Genomic DNA, 15,463 nt, shown 5'->3' on the forward strand with positions numbered 1-15,463 from the left:
CCGCTTGTCGGCGGTCTTACATTCCCCAGGTGTTCCATTTGGAACCTAGCCAAAGTGTACGAATCACCGCCTGAGCCGAAACCGAGTACCCGTTATGGCGCTGAACTCGGCGTTCGAAATATAGCCGTACTGTTTGCCTTGGTGCCCGATCAGATTTACCGCGTAAGGCATCAAATTCTGGTACTCAGCGGCACCCGCTCGGTAGATGCGTAGTTCGTAGTTGTTTTCGCCAAGCCGCGTAACCGCTGCGAGGTCTCCCGCAGCCGCCAGTCTCGTGTACCGGAGCGGTCCAGTCCCTAGGCGGAAGTCGAGATTGTTCTCTGCTTCAAACGTGACTCGACAATTGTCATCGGTAACGTTCAGATCGACGTACAACATACTTATCAGGCATGAGTAGGTAGCCCGAAGCCCACGTTGATTGCGGATAGTCAACGGTGGAAAGAAATCGTAACAGTCTTTGCTAAGCCAAAAGTACTGCGAGCCCAAGCCAGCACTGGTGCCCGGAGTTGCATTGATGCGAGCCGTGTCGGCGTGACTTAGCCTGATAAGCATCGTCACTTCTTCAGTTTCATCCAACCTAATATCGGCTGCCTGCTCATCATAAAGCAGGCTCCAGGCTGGATTTGCTGGATCCCCTAAGGTGGGGCGATGGTAGTTCCATCGCTGATCAAGCAAGTTCTCAAGCAACGTGCCCCACGAGAACCCCATCTCGGCGGTTGTATCTGCGTCTAGCAATACAGACATTTCCACGTTCTGCGACATTCCCGGACCGGTGAAATTCCCTGAGGTTACAATTAGGGAATCACCTGACATCTTGCTTGTGCCGTAACACTTAGCGTGAAGGAGTCGCTTTCTGTTCACTATGTGAACATCCGCCCCGCAATCAAGCATCTCGTGAACAACCTGCTTGCTTGTCAGTCGCGCGCTTGTGCTGCCAGCGAACACCGCTACCAGCTCCCCGCCACGTCTCTTGTGTTCACGAAACGACTCGAAGAAGCGAACGCCACCGTTGTAGTTGCCAAAGCCAGATATCACGAAGATCGTGCCGTCCCCGGGCGTGTGTTCTCGAACCCATACGCGCTCGAGCACATGTATCAGCCCTTTACTCGCGCCGGTCGCATACACATTCGGATGCAGCGTTAACTCGTTCAAGCAGCCCTCACTATAACCATGCCTTCTGTGCTAACGGCATTACTAGCGTGGTATCCGTATCTCTGGTAGGTCTGCATGGGGATCGTTTCCGAGTGATCCCAATCACTGAACTGCGCGAGCTCCGCCAGATGCTGTGGCGTGTCGATATCAAATCGCTTCCCACCTAGAGTGGTGTGATTGCCGCCGACGATCAGGGCAAAAGGAGCTCCTTTCTTCAGCAAGGGGCGAAGAGCTTGGAAGACCTGAAGCATGCTAGCGAAGTAGCGGTAGAGAAGAATTGGAACCGCCTGGCGCCGAAACCCATCTGCATCCGACAACGCTTTCTGCAATGACAGACAGTACCTTGCCTGACGTTGTGGCAAACCGTCCGCATTCGACATCAGCCTCTCAACAAGCTCCCTTTTTGATTCACCCCGAACCTCTCGGCTTCCAACAAGTCGAGCCTCGAGACTCAAAATCTCTGACGGCGCAATCAGCCCGAGCCAGACTAGGCTAAGACGTTGCGTATCGATGTAAGGTAGTGCCGTAGCGTAAGGCGGACTGGTCAAGGCACAGTCAAACTTTCCACCCACGCCATCGACATCCTTCCTGAGATCTCGACTGTCGAGAAGGAGCGCCTCGCTTTCATCGGCAGAATACGTGTGCACCGCTTGAGCATTCTCAAGCCTGTCGAGAAAGGCGTGAGCAGCTTCTTCAAAAGCTGCTCTGAAAGGCTTTTCAGGAAGAGGGGTTTTCCTCCGTCGGATGCGCAAGTCAATAGGGTCTTGCAGCGAGTAGTCCCTTAGTAAGTTGCTTGCAATCGCCAACAGTGTTTCGCGCGACTCGCCCGCGCACTCTTCAACTGCCAAACGAATGTGCTCGATGCCTCGAAGTGTCTGACCATCGAACCAACCCCCAAGATACTCGCTTCTTGCATCATCTAGCGATGAAATTACTCTCGCCTTGCCGCACCTCTGCAGAACGAGTTTGAGTTCGCTCCGAATAACCTGGACAGGCGTTCTTGCCGCCTTCAATTTGGCGTTTGCGATAAAGACCGCGAACGGGTTGATATCAGTGCCCACCGCCTGCATGCCTAAGTGAGCGCACTCGAGGAGAGACGTACCGGAGCCACAGAATGGATCGATCACGCGAGACCCACTCTGCATGTTGAACATGTTTAGGATTGCGCGAACAACCTGCGGATTGAACTTTCCCTTGTACTCATGCAATCCGTGCGCAGAGTATCTAGTGGACTGACGATTCCTACCACCACCGTTTACACGCTCCAACTTAGCTTGGAGCGTATCGTGAACTCTATCGCCTGACTTTATGGACGCAAAGTACGAAAGACGCTCCGCCGTGCGAACATCAATTCGCCCCTCTACGCGGACGCCATTCTTGGTCTTCTGGCTCTTTGCAGCCGGCAAGAGCGCTTGAACCTCGCGCTTGGCGAGCTCAATCTCATACGGATAGTACTTGTATGTGTGCCAAGAAAGCTCTGAGCTGAGGTTTACATTATTTTTCAAAGACAATCACAGCCTCTGTCTTGATGTTTGCGTGAGAAAGATTGAACGACTTTCGCTTTGCGGAGATGGTTCTATCAAATCTGAACACCTTGCGGAATGAGTACTCTTTCGCAATTTCCTCAAGCGTGTGGGCGTTGTCAATTATCCGCCCGTGAATTTTTGAACGCCCCACGACAAAGCACGCGTAGCCTCCTTTGATAAGGACCTCATCTATGAGGTTAAACGCACCCCTCATTTGGTCCCAGAACGTGTGCTCCGTGTGGTGCTCCTTCTTGAAGAAGTGAGCCCTAGCTCCAATCTCCGCGTCCTTGACAGCTAAAGGATCGAAGCCTAGCCACCACATTCGGTACTTGTGATAGAGCCAATATTCATAGGCATTAGGATACGGGGGCGATGTAACGACAAGACCCACCTTCTGTTTGATGGCGCTTGCATCTAGCGTCAGCGTGTTCGCCTGAATCACGCGCGCAGGCGTTTGAGACCAATCGCGCGCTTGCAGAGCGGCATCAATCCTATTCACCGCATTCCTAAAGCCAGAGAAGACCTCCGTTCTGCCAACGGTCTTCTCAATGGCGGCGTATCTGGTATCGCTTTCTTGATTTGAAACGCGCACCAAAATTGACGAAAGTGCTAAGCGAAAAATATCGTGAAAGGCAGCGTATTCAGCGGCGTCAAGCTCCTCCAGGAGTGAGCTGATCGCATTCTGAATATCAGGCTTGAACCAATGGTCAAGGTTCGGGATGTCCCAACGCCTTGGCGAACTGTTTCGAGCCGCTCGACTACAAACACGATCCGCAGCCTCAAGTAAGTCGACGGGAGTTTTGCCTGTCTTCACACGAGCGATCATGCAAGCAATCGGATTGACATCAATGCCAATCGAACGCATGCCAAGGCGCTGTGCCGAAAGCAATGTAGTGCCGCTGCCAGAGAACGGATCCAGGACCACAGAACCCTTTGCCAAGGGCAGCGTGCTCATCAGTGCATAAGGAATATCGGCGATAAACTTCGCCGGATACGGGTGTATGCTTTCGATTGGATGTGCAGGCTCTCTTACCTCAAAATTCCAGTTGATATTGGAAAGCAACTGTTCAACTGGCAGAGAACTACGCTCTTCGTAGGCGTTATTTGGCGCCGCAGTTGATCGCTGTTCCTGAAGCATTTCTTGACACCCTTCTAGCAGTCTTTCGATTGGTTCTGTTCACTGGCGCGATGGAATAACGGTGGATTGCCATCAGCCTCATGCAGATTCTCACCGGAACGCGTCGCTTGAGCTGCGACACACACCCGTGAGAACTCAAATGCCTCGACGCCCCAGCTTTGCCATCACACCATTCAAAAACAATGACTTACGAAATTTAGCCATAGTCCTTCGCTGGCTAAGTACAGCCTAAAGTTAGTCGTTTGGCTAGCAACTTCTCAGCCGGCGACGTCCGTGCCGCGCCGCTCCTTGGTCGCTTAGGGGAATGAGCCCAGCCCAACCGCTTCGATCGAGGCTTTGACCCGCCTCAGGTACCGACTCACGGTCGCCGCCATTACGTTCTTCTTGTTTGCCCGGATGCCCGCCGGGTCTTTGGGCTTGAGCTTGTGTTCCATTTGGAACCCGTGAAGCGTGTCGCCTACACGCCATAGCGGCATCCCCGGATTCGCCTTCCAGTGGTCGTACACCGCCAAGCCCTGCTTCAGCGCCGGGATGTTCGGCTGTCCCTGGACCTGATATCGGGCTCGGCTCTTCTTCGCCAACTGATGACCGCGCTTGCCCTTGTGATGCTCGGCAAGTAGGTTTTTGATCCGCTTCTCCAAGAACCGCTTCGGCAACCCAAGCGGTAGCGAGATCGTTAACGTTGATCCGTCCAGCACAAGTGCGGACGGGTCGGAGATGACACGAACGGTGTCCTCTGCGGTTGGCTCTGCAAACAGGTGGACGCCGCGCTTACCCCACCATGCCTTGAAGTCATCGTCGCGGACGTTCCCAAAGTCCGCATAGACCTTTCCCAGCCTCCCTCTTCCGCTTGCGGCACAGGTAGCGAGATACGACTCATTGCGCCTCAGATAAGCCCACCACCAGTAGTAGACGGACTGCTGCCACGCGCGGACGGGGTTCGGTCGCGTCTTCGTTCCGAATGTCGGGTGCTTGTAAGGGAAGTGCCGTTGTCCCGATCTAGCCACGCCTCACCTGTTCATTAACACTTTAATTGCAGTCTATAGGCTGTTCGTCGTTAATCACAAGCCCCGTTGAGAAAATATGCACACCAGATGGAACTATTTCCATCGGGCATATTCACTCAATAGGAGCTTACAATGAAAGCCGTAATCATTAACACCAGTACTGACTCTGAGCTGGTCTCGGCTGACGTAGTCGAACTCAGCAATGAGTTCAACACCTTTGCCCAAAAGACCGCTGAGAGCATCTTGGCAATGGGGTTGACCGTCGCGAAGGCGAAGCGCCTCTCAGCAAGTGACTTCGAGACCTTTTGCAAACTGATCCGTTACGAATCTGACTCCAGCGCGATCCGCAAGCTTGAGCAAATCGGAAAGAGGTATGACGCGCTGCACAGGCACGTCGACAAACTCCCGTCGGCATGGACCACGATCTATCGTTTGTGCACTTTGGACGACAGCGCAATTGACGCCTCCGCAGCGTCGGGCGCTCTGAATCCGACAATCAAGGGAAGCGATCTGATCGCACTGTGCGGTGCTGCCAAGAGCTCTCGTGGCGCTAAGAACGCGAAGTCCACTACGGCAAGGGCACCAGCTGATTCGGCTGTTCCAAATGGAACAGATATGGTGGTTCGGTTCACGACTACCATTGATGAAACGCAGATCGTGACGCTCCGCCGCGTATGCAAACTGCTCCGTGAGGTCGATGCCGAAATCGCCCTGTCGAACAAGCTCGACGCAGTTCTCAACCAAGCCGTTGAGATGAAGGAGGCTGCGTGATGCGACGCAATGCGGATTGGGCGCAACGATACCGCCCGACGACCTTAGATGACATGGTTCTACCGGACCGCATGATCAAGCGGCTAGATCGGCTCGTACACGCAAAAGGCGGCATGTCACTGCTCTTCCACGGTCACCCAGGAACGGGCAAGACAACGGCAGCAAAACTCCTCAACCCTGACGCGACCATTTATATCAACTGCACGGCGAGCAGCTCAATCGAGATGGTCCGCAATCTTCACCGGACATGCTCAAGCATGACGCTGGAAGGCACGCGTCGCCTGGTACTTCTCGATGAAGCCGATTTCATGTCAAAGGAAGCTCAAGCTGCCTTGCGCGGAGTTGTCGAGGAGCTCTCGATCACAAACGATTTCGTCATGACTGCAAACGACCCCGAGCGCTTGAGTGACGCGATGAAGTCAAGGTTCCTGCCCGTTTCGTTTGACTTCTTGAAAGACGAAGAGCTGATGGGACGAGCCGAAAGGAGGCTTGAACTAATCCTACGTGCGGAAGGTCACGGTAGCCCATCGCCATCTGTCATTCGATCGATTGTTAGAGATGCATTCCCTGACTTGCGGCGAATGATAAAGCTGCTGCAGTTTGAAGTAGGTGGGAGTAGCTAGCAGTGAAAGATCACCATCAAAGCCCGGTCGTGAGATCGGGCTTTGTCGTTATTGCCTTTTGTCCGTGTCAGAAGCATTACGATCTTGCGCCAGCAGGTTTCCCGGATGCGGATTCTTCAACCAAAGCATCGTTGCATGGAGGAGCCTACGAACGGCTTCACTTTCGCTGATGACGTTTTCCCGCGCGTACGTCTCAACCTCACGCACTAGGTCATCTGATAGGCGATAGTTCCTGTGCCTTGAATAGCGCTTAGTCACTTGCGCCCCCTTGGCTCTGTTGAGCAAACGATCCGACGCATGGATGGCTTTCGATTACGCATCGCTCAACATCATTCCGGACTGTCTCGAATGCCTTTGAGTTGATTACGCAGCTCGGATCACTGAGCATCTTCATTAGCTCGATCCACTCTGAAACCGAAATCACCTGATACCTCCCTTCTTGCGCTCAAGAAGAACAACATGCACACGCCTTCCAGCCCGTAGCATTGTTCGGACACGTTCGCCGATAGCGCGAAGCTCTCCTTCCGTCTCAGGCTCAGACTCGGCAATGAACTCTACAGAGCTTGAACCAAGTGCTCGAACCAGCTCAAGCTTTGACTTAACTTTCTTCTCTTCTACTAGACTCATCTATATTTCCTTCTCAGTAACGCGGGCATAGCCCGCGCGGCGCAAAGCGCCGGGCTTAGGTTTTTGATCCATCATTACGGCAGGGTTCGCTAGATGCACTTTCCCCGATGAAGGGAAAGTGCAATCTGATCGTTACGTCTAGGGACGCCATCAGCAGCGCGTTACGGGGCTCCAGCAAATGGTTGCTGGGAGGGGCGGTTGTCCTGTCTCCCTATACCCCGCGCTCTCACGAACAACGGGAGCCCATGCAGGCAAACGCGCCTACGTTGCATGGGCTTGAAGGTTACAAGTGCGGCAGAGCCTTCATCGTGGCGATAGGTTTACGCACCCCGTTCGCCTTTGGTGCTTCATGATAAGAATTCGGGGACTTACTCGCTTACCGTCGACTCTGACGCGGAGCAGTGTCCATCGCGCACAATATTTATTTTGGGAGGCACAACCATCCAGGCAGCGCATTTGTCAGCGCCAAGGTGTAAGGATGGAGTCGGCTCCGTACTACTATTTAGCACTCTTCGTTGCCCGCAAACTGGCAATTTCGTCTTGTTTTGAGCGGTTACCCGATTCGGATCCAAGATTCCTCTTCTCGGTCGCTCTCCCAAACTTCAACCCAATCGTCGCCAGCTCTTTGATGAGCGCGTGAGATCCAAACGTGCTCAAAGGAAGCCCATCCTTCTTCGAAGCCTGCGATTTGGAGATTCGCACCGGAAATTCTCTCTCGTACAGTCTCAAGAGCCGAATCTAGATCACATGCAACTACGGTCACGCTGCTTCTGAATTGACCTGCAAACGAGAGCGAATCGGCAATAATCCGATCTGAACTCTGTTTATTGACTAGGCTCGCGCCCGTGACGCTTAGATACCCAGCGTACTCAATGTTGTATTCCATACAATGACTCCCGCTTCCAGCTGCGGCGGAATTGCCGGCTGTTGGTAGTCATATGTAGTACGCATTCAGCGCCTCGCCTCCGACTCGCCCGGGAGGGGAGGCGCGATCAAAAACTCCATGTCATGACCCAAAAGAGAAGGCGGGCAATGCCCGCCTTCCATAACGCATTAGAGCGCGTCAAGCTCTCTTGTTCTCGTGTCAATCTGCTCGGTCAAACAGTCCACATCGCCGCAAGCATCGCGCACACTCGTCCTCCACCGGTTCTGATCGTTCTGTAACGCAACCTTGTCTGCCGAACGCGCCCGAGCCGCCTTATAGGACGCGGCGAGCTCACGATCCATCTCGGCGAGTCCAGCATCGGAGCAGATTAGACGCTCGGTGTTGGTGGACGCCTTCGCACAATTGAAACTCGCCTGTATCGGTGCACCTTGAGTCTCAGTAATGGCAGCCACCACTGACGAATCACCGGCAAAGATCGGTTCATTCCCGCCACACGCCGCCAGCACATTGGTGACTGCCGTGGATGCGTTAACGTGAAGACCGAACTGTCCAGCGCCGTTGTTGATCTCAATGTCGAAGGGGAACAGTTGCCGTATAACGCCGCCCCAGTTCACCACGCCTGCCCGCATCGTATCGACCTTCATGCCCTGCTTAACCCGGATCAACTCCAAGTCGAGTGGTCCGACGCCGGTGAAGTCCATTCGGTTGCTGTTCGCTTTGCTTATACCGAAGTTGCGCTCCAGCGTGCGCACCTGCGCATTGTTGAACTTGACTCGACCAATACCGACCGCGTCGATCGCACCGGGTTTACCCGCGATTAGGTCAACCGCCGACTGGCGACGAACGAGTTCGTATTTGAAGTTGCTCTCAATCGACGGATTCGACGGATCGCCAATGTACGACTCGAACCAGAAGCCCGCCTCTTTAGCGTTCGGCTTACAGTAGACCGTGACATCTATGGCTGCGTTCCGATCAGGAAAGCCAAATGTGCGTCGTGCCGTTTGAACATCGCCATCCATAGCAGAACCCTTTCGCTCTTCGACCCAGCCACCGGCTGCGTTACCTCCGGAGCTATCAACTTTGGCGGCTCCGGCATTGCCGGAATCCTTTCCACCGCCAAGCGCGCACGCCATGGTCTCGCCCAGGAAGTCCGTGGCGTATTTCTCTTGCTCCGTCTTGGGGAGTCCGTTGACGTGCTTTTCCATCGCGGCATTCAGCTCATCCCAGCGCTTCGCCTTGTCCGGGTTCTTCGTCTTCCACGCCTCGTCGGTGAAGTTCGGTTGAGCCGCCTTCTCCGACGCCTTCTCGCAGGTTAAGGCAACCAATTCTGCTTTCACCTCGTCCGGCGACAACGCTGATACCAATTTGGCGCCACTTCGGCTCTCATCTTGATCTGCCGCCGAACAGCTAACGACGAGCACAGTGAGTGCCGCCACGCATACCCCTGCCTTCCAACCAACCAGCTTCATGCTTGCCCCCTATCAGGCGACTATGGAACTTTAAAGTAGTCTACCTTTGAAGCTGTAGAGCTAAAAGGAGGCTACTCATAGGGTGTCGGTATGACCGACCACCTGCTCCGTAACCTTGGGAGGGCGCTTAGGGCGCGGCGCGAAGCTGCTGGCTTTAGCCAAGAAAGCTACGCGGACACCATAGGGATGCATCGCACCTACTACAGCGCAGTGGAGCGCGGAGAGAAGAACCTGCAACTAGACACCCTGAAGCGAATTTGCGATGGACTCGGGTGCCGCCTGTGGGAGGTGCTGAGGGATGCCGAGGGGTAGCCCCGACTAGCCTGCCGAGATTACAAATACCTCTTTCAGGCACACCCGCACGGACCTGCGATCACGCATCAAGCGAGCAGTCCACTTCCGGTGGATCGAGTACACAAGCTCCGGGTAGAACAGCTTCCCCCGAGGGCTGAGCTGACCCGACGAGTTCAATTCATCCGCGATCTGGGCGAACTCCAAGCCCAACTGGTCCCGCAGCCGCAGGACCAGCTCCGCCAGCGCCCGGTGCCCGTCAGTGTGGCGGGGCTGCCATAGCTGGGGGGTGGTCACAATGACCGTATAGCTCAGGCTACCCCCGTTGGAAACTATTCCACCGTCACCGACTTCGCCAGATTGCGCGGCTTGTCGACATCGGTGCCGCGCGCGAGTGCAGCGTGGTAGGCCAGCAGCTGCACCGGGATCGCGTGCACCACCGGCGACAGCACGCCGACGTTGCGCGGGGCGCGGATCACGTGCACGCCCTCCGAGGGTCCGAACTGGCTGTCCTCGTCGGTGAACACGAACAGCTCGCCGCCGCGTGCGCGCACTTCCTGCATGTTCGACTTCACCTTCTCCAGCAAACCGTCCTTGGGCGCGATCACCACTACCGGCATGGCCGCGTCGACCAGGGCCAGCGGGCCGTGCTTGAGCTCGCCGGCCGGGTAGGCCTCGGCATGGATGTAGGAGATTTCCTTGAGCTTGAGCGCGCCTTCCAGCGCGATCGGGTAGTGCACGCCGCGGCCCAGGAACAGCGCGTGCTGCTTGGGCGCGAAGCGCTCGGCCCAGGCGGTGATCTGCGGCTCCAGGTTCAGGGCGTGCTGCACGCTGCCGGGCAGGTAGCGCAGCGCGTCGATGAATTCGGCTTCCTGCGCGGCGTCCAGGCGGCCGTGCAGCTTGGCCAGGGTCGCGGTCAGGGTGAACAGCGCCACCAACTGGGTGGTGAAGGCCTTGGTCGAGGCGACGCCGATCTCGGCGCCGGCTCGGGTGTAGTACACCAGCTTGCTGGCGCGCGGGATCGCGCTCTCGGGCACGTTGCAGATCGACAGGGTGCGCTCGTGGCCCAGCGACTTGGCGTACTTCAACGCCTCCATCGTGTCCAGGGTTTCGCCCGACTGCGAGATCGTCACGATCAGTTGCTTCGGGTTGGCGACCGCCTTGCGGTAACGGTATTCGCTGGCGACTTCGACCTGACAAGGCAGGCCGGCGATGGCCTCGATCCAGTAACGCGCGGTCAGGCCGGCGTAGTAGCTGGTGCCGCAGGCCAGGATCTGCACGCCTTCGATATCGCGCAGCACGGCTTCGGCGTCGCGACCGAACAGCGCCGGCGAGAACATGCCGTCGTTGATTACCGCTTCGATGGTGTCGGCGATCGCACGCGGCTGCTCGTGGATCTCCTTCTGCATGAAGTGACGGTACGGGCCCAACTCCAGCGAGGCCAGCGATACATCGGACAGATGGGTTTCGCGCGCGACCGCGTGGCCGTGCTCGTCGTACACGCTCACGCCGTCGCGGCGCACGTCGGCGGTGTCGCCCTCTTCGAGGAAGATCACCTTGCGGGTGGCCTGGATGATCGCCGAGACGTCGCTGGCGACGAAGTTCTCGCCCTCGCCCAGGCCGACCAGCAGCGGGCAGCCCATGCGCGCGGCGACCAGGCGGTCGGGATCGCGCTTGCTGACCACGGCGATCGCGTAGGCGCCGACCAGTTCGCGCACCGCGCTCTGCACGGCAGCCAGCAGGTCCGCGCCTTGCGACTGATGGTGATGGATCAGATGGGCGATGACTTCGGTGTCGGTTTGCGACTCGAAGACGTAACCGGCCGCGCGCAGACGCTCGCGCTGCTCTTCGTGGTTCTCGATGATGCCGTTATGCACCACCGCCAATTCGCCGAAGCTGATGTGCGGATGCGCATTGGCCTCGGTGACGCCGCCGTGGGTGGCCCAACGGGTGTGGCCGATGCCGAGCGTGGCATGGAAACCTTCGGACTGGGCCGCGCCTTCCATCTCGGCGACGCGTCCGGTACGGCGCACGCGGCGCACGTCGGCGCCATCGACCACCGCGATGCCCGCGGAATCGTAGCCGCGGTATTCCAGCCGCTTGAGACCTTCGATCAAGACCGGTACCACATCGCGATCCGCGATCGCGCCGACGATTCCACACATGTTGCGGGTGCTCCTGCTGGTGTCCGCCTAGTTTAGCGGCGTGGCACGTACGGCATGTCCGGCGGACGCCGTGTCCGTCCGACCGGACACGCGGACACTGGGAACACGCCATTTAAATCAATAACTTGCGATTGGCACGAGTTGTGCATTGGTTAAGTGCAAAGACCTTCCGCCCACCCGCAGAGCCGACCGCCGCATGAGCATCCGCGATACCGCCGCCCAGGACCGCCCCGTCGCTGTTTCCTCCAACAGTGCCGCGGGCAAGCGCCGCCGCCCGTGGTTGCTGGCCGGCGCCGCCGGCGTCGGCACCATCGCCCTGGCCGCCTGGATGCTGTCGGGCTGGAGCGCCGGCGGCCGCTCCTTCGACGCCTCGCGGGTGCGCATCTCCGAGGTCAAGCGCGGCGACCTGGTCCGCGATATCTCCGCCGACGGTCGCGTGATCGCCGCCAACAGCCCGACCCTGTACGCGATCGCCGCCGGCACCGTGACCTTGAAGGTCGTCGCCGGCGACGTCGTCAAGCAGGGCCAGGCGCTGGCCGAGATCGACAGCCCCGAGCTGCGCAGCAAGCTCGCGCAGGAGCAGGCGACCCTGGCCGGCCTGGAAGCCGAAGCCGGCCGTTCCGAACTCGACGCCCAGCTGGCGCGCTCCAACGCGCGCAAGGCGCTGGACCAGGCCGAGATCGAGCGCACCGCGGCGATCCGCGATCTGGAACGCCAGCAGCGCGGCTTCGACGGCGGCGCGGTCGCCCAGGTCGATGTCGCGCGCGCCCAGGACGAACTCAAGAAGGCCGACATCGGTCTGGCGCATGCGCGTCAGGACGCCGGCCTGCAGGGCCAGGGCGCCGGCCTGGACACCCGCAACAAGCGCCTGCTCGCCGATCGTCAGCGCTCGATCGTGGTCGAGGTGCAGCGCCAGGTCGACGCCCTGACCCTGCGCGCGCCGTTCGACGGCCAGGTCGGCCAGGTCCAGGTCGCGCAGCGCGCCAACGTCGCGGTCAACGCGCCGCTGCTGAGCGTGGTCGATCTGGCCGTGTTCGAAGTCGAGATCAAGGTGCCGGAAAGCTTCGCCCGCGATCTGGCCATCGGCATGCCGGCGCAGATCACCAGCGGCGCCGGCGAACCCTTCGCCGCGCAGGTCTCGGCGGTGTCGCCGGAAGTCGTCAATGGCGAAGTCACCAGCCGCCTGCGCTTCACCGCCAAGCAACCGCCGGGCCTGCGCCAGAACCAGCGCCTGTCCGCACGCATCGTGCTCGATACCCGTCGCAATGTGCTGGTGGTCGAGCGCGGCCCCTTCCTCGAACAGGCCGGTGGCCGGTTCGCCTACGTGGTCGACGGCAGTCGCGCGGTGCGACGCCCGATCCAGGCCGGCGCCAGCAGCCTCAGCGCGGTCGAGATCGTCTCCGGCGTGCAGCCGGGAGATCGAATCGTGGTGTCCGGCAGCGACCAGTTCGACAACGCAGAAACCGTCCGCCTCTCAGGAGAATGACCATGAAAGCTTCCAACCAGTCCAACACCTTTCCGTTCGACCTGCACTGGACTTCCGACGATCTGGCCGACGCCATGCCGCTGCGCCTGAGCGAGTTGTTCGACTTCGACGCCGCGCGCGCCAAGTCCCTACACAGCGCCAACGTCGAAGCGCCGGTCCACGGCTGGCGTCGCAACGGCTATCTGCGCAACGCCGCGCCGACCTCGTTCCGCGTCCGCTGATCCTCCTTCCATCTCTCCACTCAGGACACACCGCCATGCTCGACATGCGTCAGGTCACCAAGGTTTACCGCACCGAACTCGTCGAAACCCACGCGCTGCGCTCGCTGGACCTGCATGTGCGCGAAGGCGAGTTCGTCGCGGTCACCGGCCCGTCGGGCTCGGGCAAGACCACCTTCCTCAACATCGCCGGCTTGCTGGAAACCTTCACCGGCGGCGAGTTCCGGCTCGACGGCGAGGACGTGAGCGGCATGTCCGACGATGCGCGCTCGAAGCTGCGCAACCGCAAGATCGGCTTCATCTTCCAGGGCTTCAATCTGATCCCCGACCTCAACCTGTTCGACAACGTCGACGTGCCGCTGCGCTACCGCGGCATGCCCGGCTCCGAACGCCGTCAGCGCATCGAGGACGCGCTCAGCCGGGTCGGCCTGGGCTCGCGCATGAAGCACTATCCGGCGGAGCTGTCGGGCGGCCAGCAGCAGCGCGCCGCGATCGCGCGCGCGCTGGCGGGCAGTCCGCGCCTGCTGCTCGCCGACGAACCCACCGGCAACCTCGACTCGCAGATGGCGCGCGGCGTGATGGAGCTGCTGGAGGAGATCAACGCCCAGGGCACCACCATCGTCATGGTCACCCACGACCCGGAACTGGCCGCGCGCGCGCAGCGCAACGTGCACATCGTCGACGGCATGGCCACCGACTTCGCCGCCGTGCCCAGCCTGGTGCGATCGCTGGCCAGCGACGACGCCGCCGCGACCGCCTGAGGACGCCGCCATGACCGGTAACTCCATGTTCGCCTACTACTTCGACCTGGCGCTGCGCAGCTTCCGCCGCAACAAGATGCTGACCGCGCTGATGGTGCTCGCCATCGCGCTGGGCATCGGCGCCAGCATGACCACGCTGACGGTGTTCTACGTGCTTTCGGGCAACCCGATCCCGGCCAAGAGCGACCGCTTGTTCTACGTGCAGATGGACCCGCGCACCAAGGACGGCTACACCCCCGGCGGGGATCCCTCGTTCCAGATGACGCGCTTCGATTCCGAAGCCCTGCTGCGCGGCAAGCGCGGCGCGCGCCAGGCGGTGATGACCGCCGGCGCCGCCAACATCGAACCCGATCGCCAGGGCCTGACCCCGTTCATGGCCGACGCGCGCTTCACCTCGGCCGACCTGTTCGCGATGTTCGACGTGCCGTTCCTGCAAGGCGGCGGCTGGAAGGCCAGCGATGACGAGAACCGTTCGCGGGTGGCGGTGATCAGCAAGGAACTCAGCGAGAAGCTGTTCGGCGCCGGCTCCAGCGTCGGCAAGGCGATCCGGATCAACGAATCGGAATTCCGCGTGGTCGGCGTGATCGACCACTGGCGCCCTACCCCGCGTTTCTACGATCTGAGCAACGAACGCTTCGGCGCCGCCGAGCAAGTGTTCATTCCGTTCTCGACCTCGCTGTCCCTGCGCATGGGCAACAACGGCGATATGAACTGCTGGGGCGAGAACCGCGTCGACGACGAAGAAGGCTCGCACGCGCTCAATGCGCCCTGCGCTTGGCTGCAGTACTGGGTCGAACTGGCCTCGGCCGACCAGGCCAAGGACTACCTTGCCTACCTGGGCAACTATTCCGACGAACAACGCCGCGCCGGCCGTTTCGAGCGGCCGACCAACGTGCGCCTGTACAACGTGATGGACTGGCTGGACCAGAACAAGGTCGTGCCCTCCGACGTGCGTCTGCAGGCCTGGCTGGCGTTCGGCTTCCTGCTGGTGTGCCTGCTCAACACCGTCGGCCTGCTGTTGGCCAAGTTCCTGCGTCGCGCCAACGAGATCGGCGTGCGCCGCGCGCTCGGCGCCTCGCGCCGGGCGATCTTCGCCCAATGCCTGGTCGAAGCCGGCACCGTCGGCCTGGTCGGCGGCGTCATCGGCCTGGGCCTGGCGATGCTGGGACTATGGGCCGTGCGTCAGCAGCCGGCCAGTTATGCCGAGTTGGCACATCTGGACCCGACCATGCTCGTCGCCACTTTCGTTATCGCGGTCGTCGCCAGCGTGCTGGCCGGCCTGTTGCCGGCCTGGCATGCCTGCCAGGTGACCCCGGCCATCCAGCTCAAGAGCCAGTGAGGCC

The 15,463-nt window shown here is 59.4% G+C and carries 14 protein-coding genes; 7 read left to right on the top strand and 7 right to left on the bottom strand.

Annotation, left to right across the window (positions count from 1 at the left end; all coding sequences use genetic code 11):
* Positions 1 to 63: 63 nt before the first annotated feature.
* From ASE10_RS19515 to ASE10_RS20540, 4 genes are all read right to left on the bottom strand, one after another.
* Entirely contained in the window at positions 64 to 1,152 is a 1,089-nt protein-coding gene (locus ASE10_RS19515; RefSeq protein WP_056305938.1) for a restriction endonuclease, read from the bottom strand.
* Complete coding sequence (locus ASE10_RS05960) at positions 1,149 to 2,663, bottom strand: DNA methyltransferase (protein ID WP_157481063.1); 1,515 nt, start codon at positions 2,661 to 2,663, stop codon at positions 1,149 to 1,151. The genes ASE10_RS19515 and ASE10_RS05960 overlap by 4 nt, the downstream gene beginning before the upstream one ends.
* Positions 2,647 to 3,816: a DNA methyltransferase gene (locus ASE10_RS05965; protein WP_056305941.1), complete on the bottom strand. Its 1,170-nt coding sequence runs from the start codon at positions 3,814 to 3,816 to the stop codon at positions 2,647 to 2,649. The genes ASE10_RS05960 and ASE10_RS05965 overlap by 17 nt, the downstream gene beginning before the upstream one ends.
* Positions 3,817 to 4,112: 296 nt before the next feature.
* Complete coding sequence (locus ASE10_RS20540; RefSeq protein ID WP_157481065.1) at positions 4,113 to 4,823, bottom strand: hypothetical protein; 711 nt, start codon at positions 4,821 to 4,823, stop codon at positions 4,113 to 4,115.
* Positions 4,824 to 4,955: 132 nt separating this feature from the next.
* On the opposite strand from ASE10_RS20540, the gene ASE10_RS05975 reads away from it, so the two are divergent.
* The gene (locus tag ASE10_RS05975) at positions 4,956 to 5,594 is read left to right on the top strand and encodes a hypothetical protein (protein ID WP_056305945.1); all 639 of its coding nucleotides are present in this window, start codon (positions 4,956 to 4,958) and stop codon (positions 5,592 to 5,594) included.
* The gene (locus ASE10_RS19520; RefSeq protein ID WP_082586056.1) at positions 5,594 to 6,217 is read left to right on the top strand and encodes an AAA family ATPase; all 624 of its coding nucleotides are present in this window, start codon (positions 5,594 to 5,596) and stop codon (positions 6,215 to 6,217) included. The genes ASE10_RS05975 and ASE10_RS19520 overlap by 1 nt, the downstream gene beginning before the upstream one ends.
* A 420-nt stretch (positions 6,218 to 6,637) precedes the next feature.
* Here the strand turns inward: ASE10_RS19520 and ASE10_RS20045 are convergent, their stop codons facing one another.
* Both ASE10_RS20045 and ASE10_RS05980 read right to left on the bottom strand, forming a co-directional pair.
* Positions 6,638 to 6,844 (bottom strand): hypothetical protein, encoded by a 207-nt coding sequence (locus tag ASE10_RS20045; protein ID WP_157481067.1) that lies wholly within the window; start codon positions 6,842 to 6,844, stop codon positions 6,638 to 6,640.
* Between the two features lie 1,053 nt (positions 6,845 to 7,897).
* Positions 7,898 to 9,199: a lysozyme inhibitor LprI family protein gene (locus ASE10_RS05980; protein ID WP_157481069.1), complete on the bottom strand. Its 1,302-nt coding sequence runs from the start codon at positions 9,197 to 9,199 to the stop codon at positions 7,898 to 7,900.
* Between the two features lie 90 nt (positions 9,200 to 9,289).
* On the opposite strand from ASE10_RS05980, the gene ASE10_RS05985 reads away from it, so the two are divergent.
* Positions 9,290 to 9,511 carry a helix-turn-helix transcriptional regulator gene (locus tag ASE10_RS05985; RefSeq protein WP_056305949.1) on the top strand — a complete coding sequence of 74 codons (222 nt, stop codon included), beginning with the start codon at positions 9,290 to 9,292 and terminating at the stop codon, positions 9,509 to 9,511.
* A gap of 311 nt (positions 9,512 to 9,822) precedes the next feature.
* Here the strand turns inward: ASE10_RS05985 and glmS are convergent, their stop codons facing one another.
* Entirely contained in the window at positions 9,823 to 11,655 is a 1,833-nt protein-coding gene (gene glmS, locus ASE10_RS05995) for a glutamine--fructose-6-phosphate transaminase (isomerizing) (RefSeq protein WP_055904365.1), read from the bottom strand.
* A 196-nt stretch (positions 11,656 to 11,851) separates the two neighbouring features.
* Here glmS and ASE10_RS06000 point away from each other — a divergent pair, with 196 nt between their 5' ends.
* Genes ASE10_RS06000 through ASE10_RS06015 form a run of 4 tightly spaced genes read left to right on the top strand, consistent with a single transcriptional unit; the run spans position 11,852 to position 15,459 of the window.
* Entirely contained in the window at positions 11,852 to 13,141 is a 1,290-nt protein-coding gene (locus ASE10_RS06000) for an HlyD family efflux transporter periplasmic adaptor subunit (RefSeq protein WP_055904367.1), read from the top strand.
* A 2-nt stretch (positions 13,142 to 13,143) separates the two neighbouring features.
* Positions 13,144 to 13,362 (top strand): hypothetical protein, encoded by a 219-nt coding sequence (locus ASE10_RS06005; protein WP_056100357.1) that lies wholly within the window; start codon positions 13,144 to 13,146, stop codon positions 13,360 to 13,362.
* Positions 13,363 to 13,397: 35 nt separating this feature from the next.
* Entirely contained in the window at positions 13,398 to 14,120 is a 723-nt protein-coding gene (locus ASE10_RS06010; RefSeq protein ID WP_055904372.1) for an ABC transporter ATP-binding protein, read from the top strand.
* Positions 14,121 to 14,145: 25 nt separating this feature from the next.
* Complete coding sequence (locus ASE10_RS06015) at positions 14,146 to 15,459, top strand: ABC transporter permease (protein ID WP_056305953.1); 1,314 nt, start codon at positions 14,146 to 14,148, stop codon at positions 15,457 to 15,459.
* Positions 15,460 to 15,463 lie beyond the last annotated feature (4 nt).

The organism is Lysobacter sp. Root76 (assembly GCF_001428685.1).
In the GTDB taxonomy this organism is placed as follows: domain Bacteria; phylum Pseudomonadota; class Gammaproteobacteria; order Xanthomonadales; family Xanthomonadaceae; genus Lysobacter.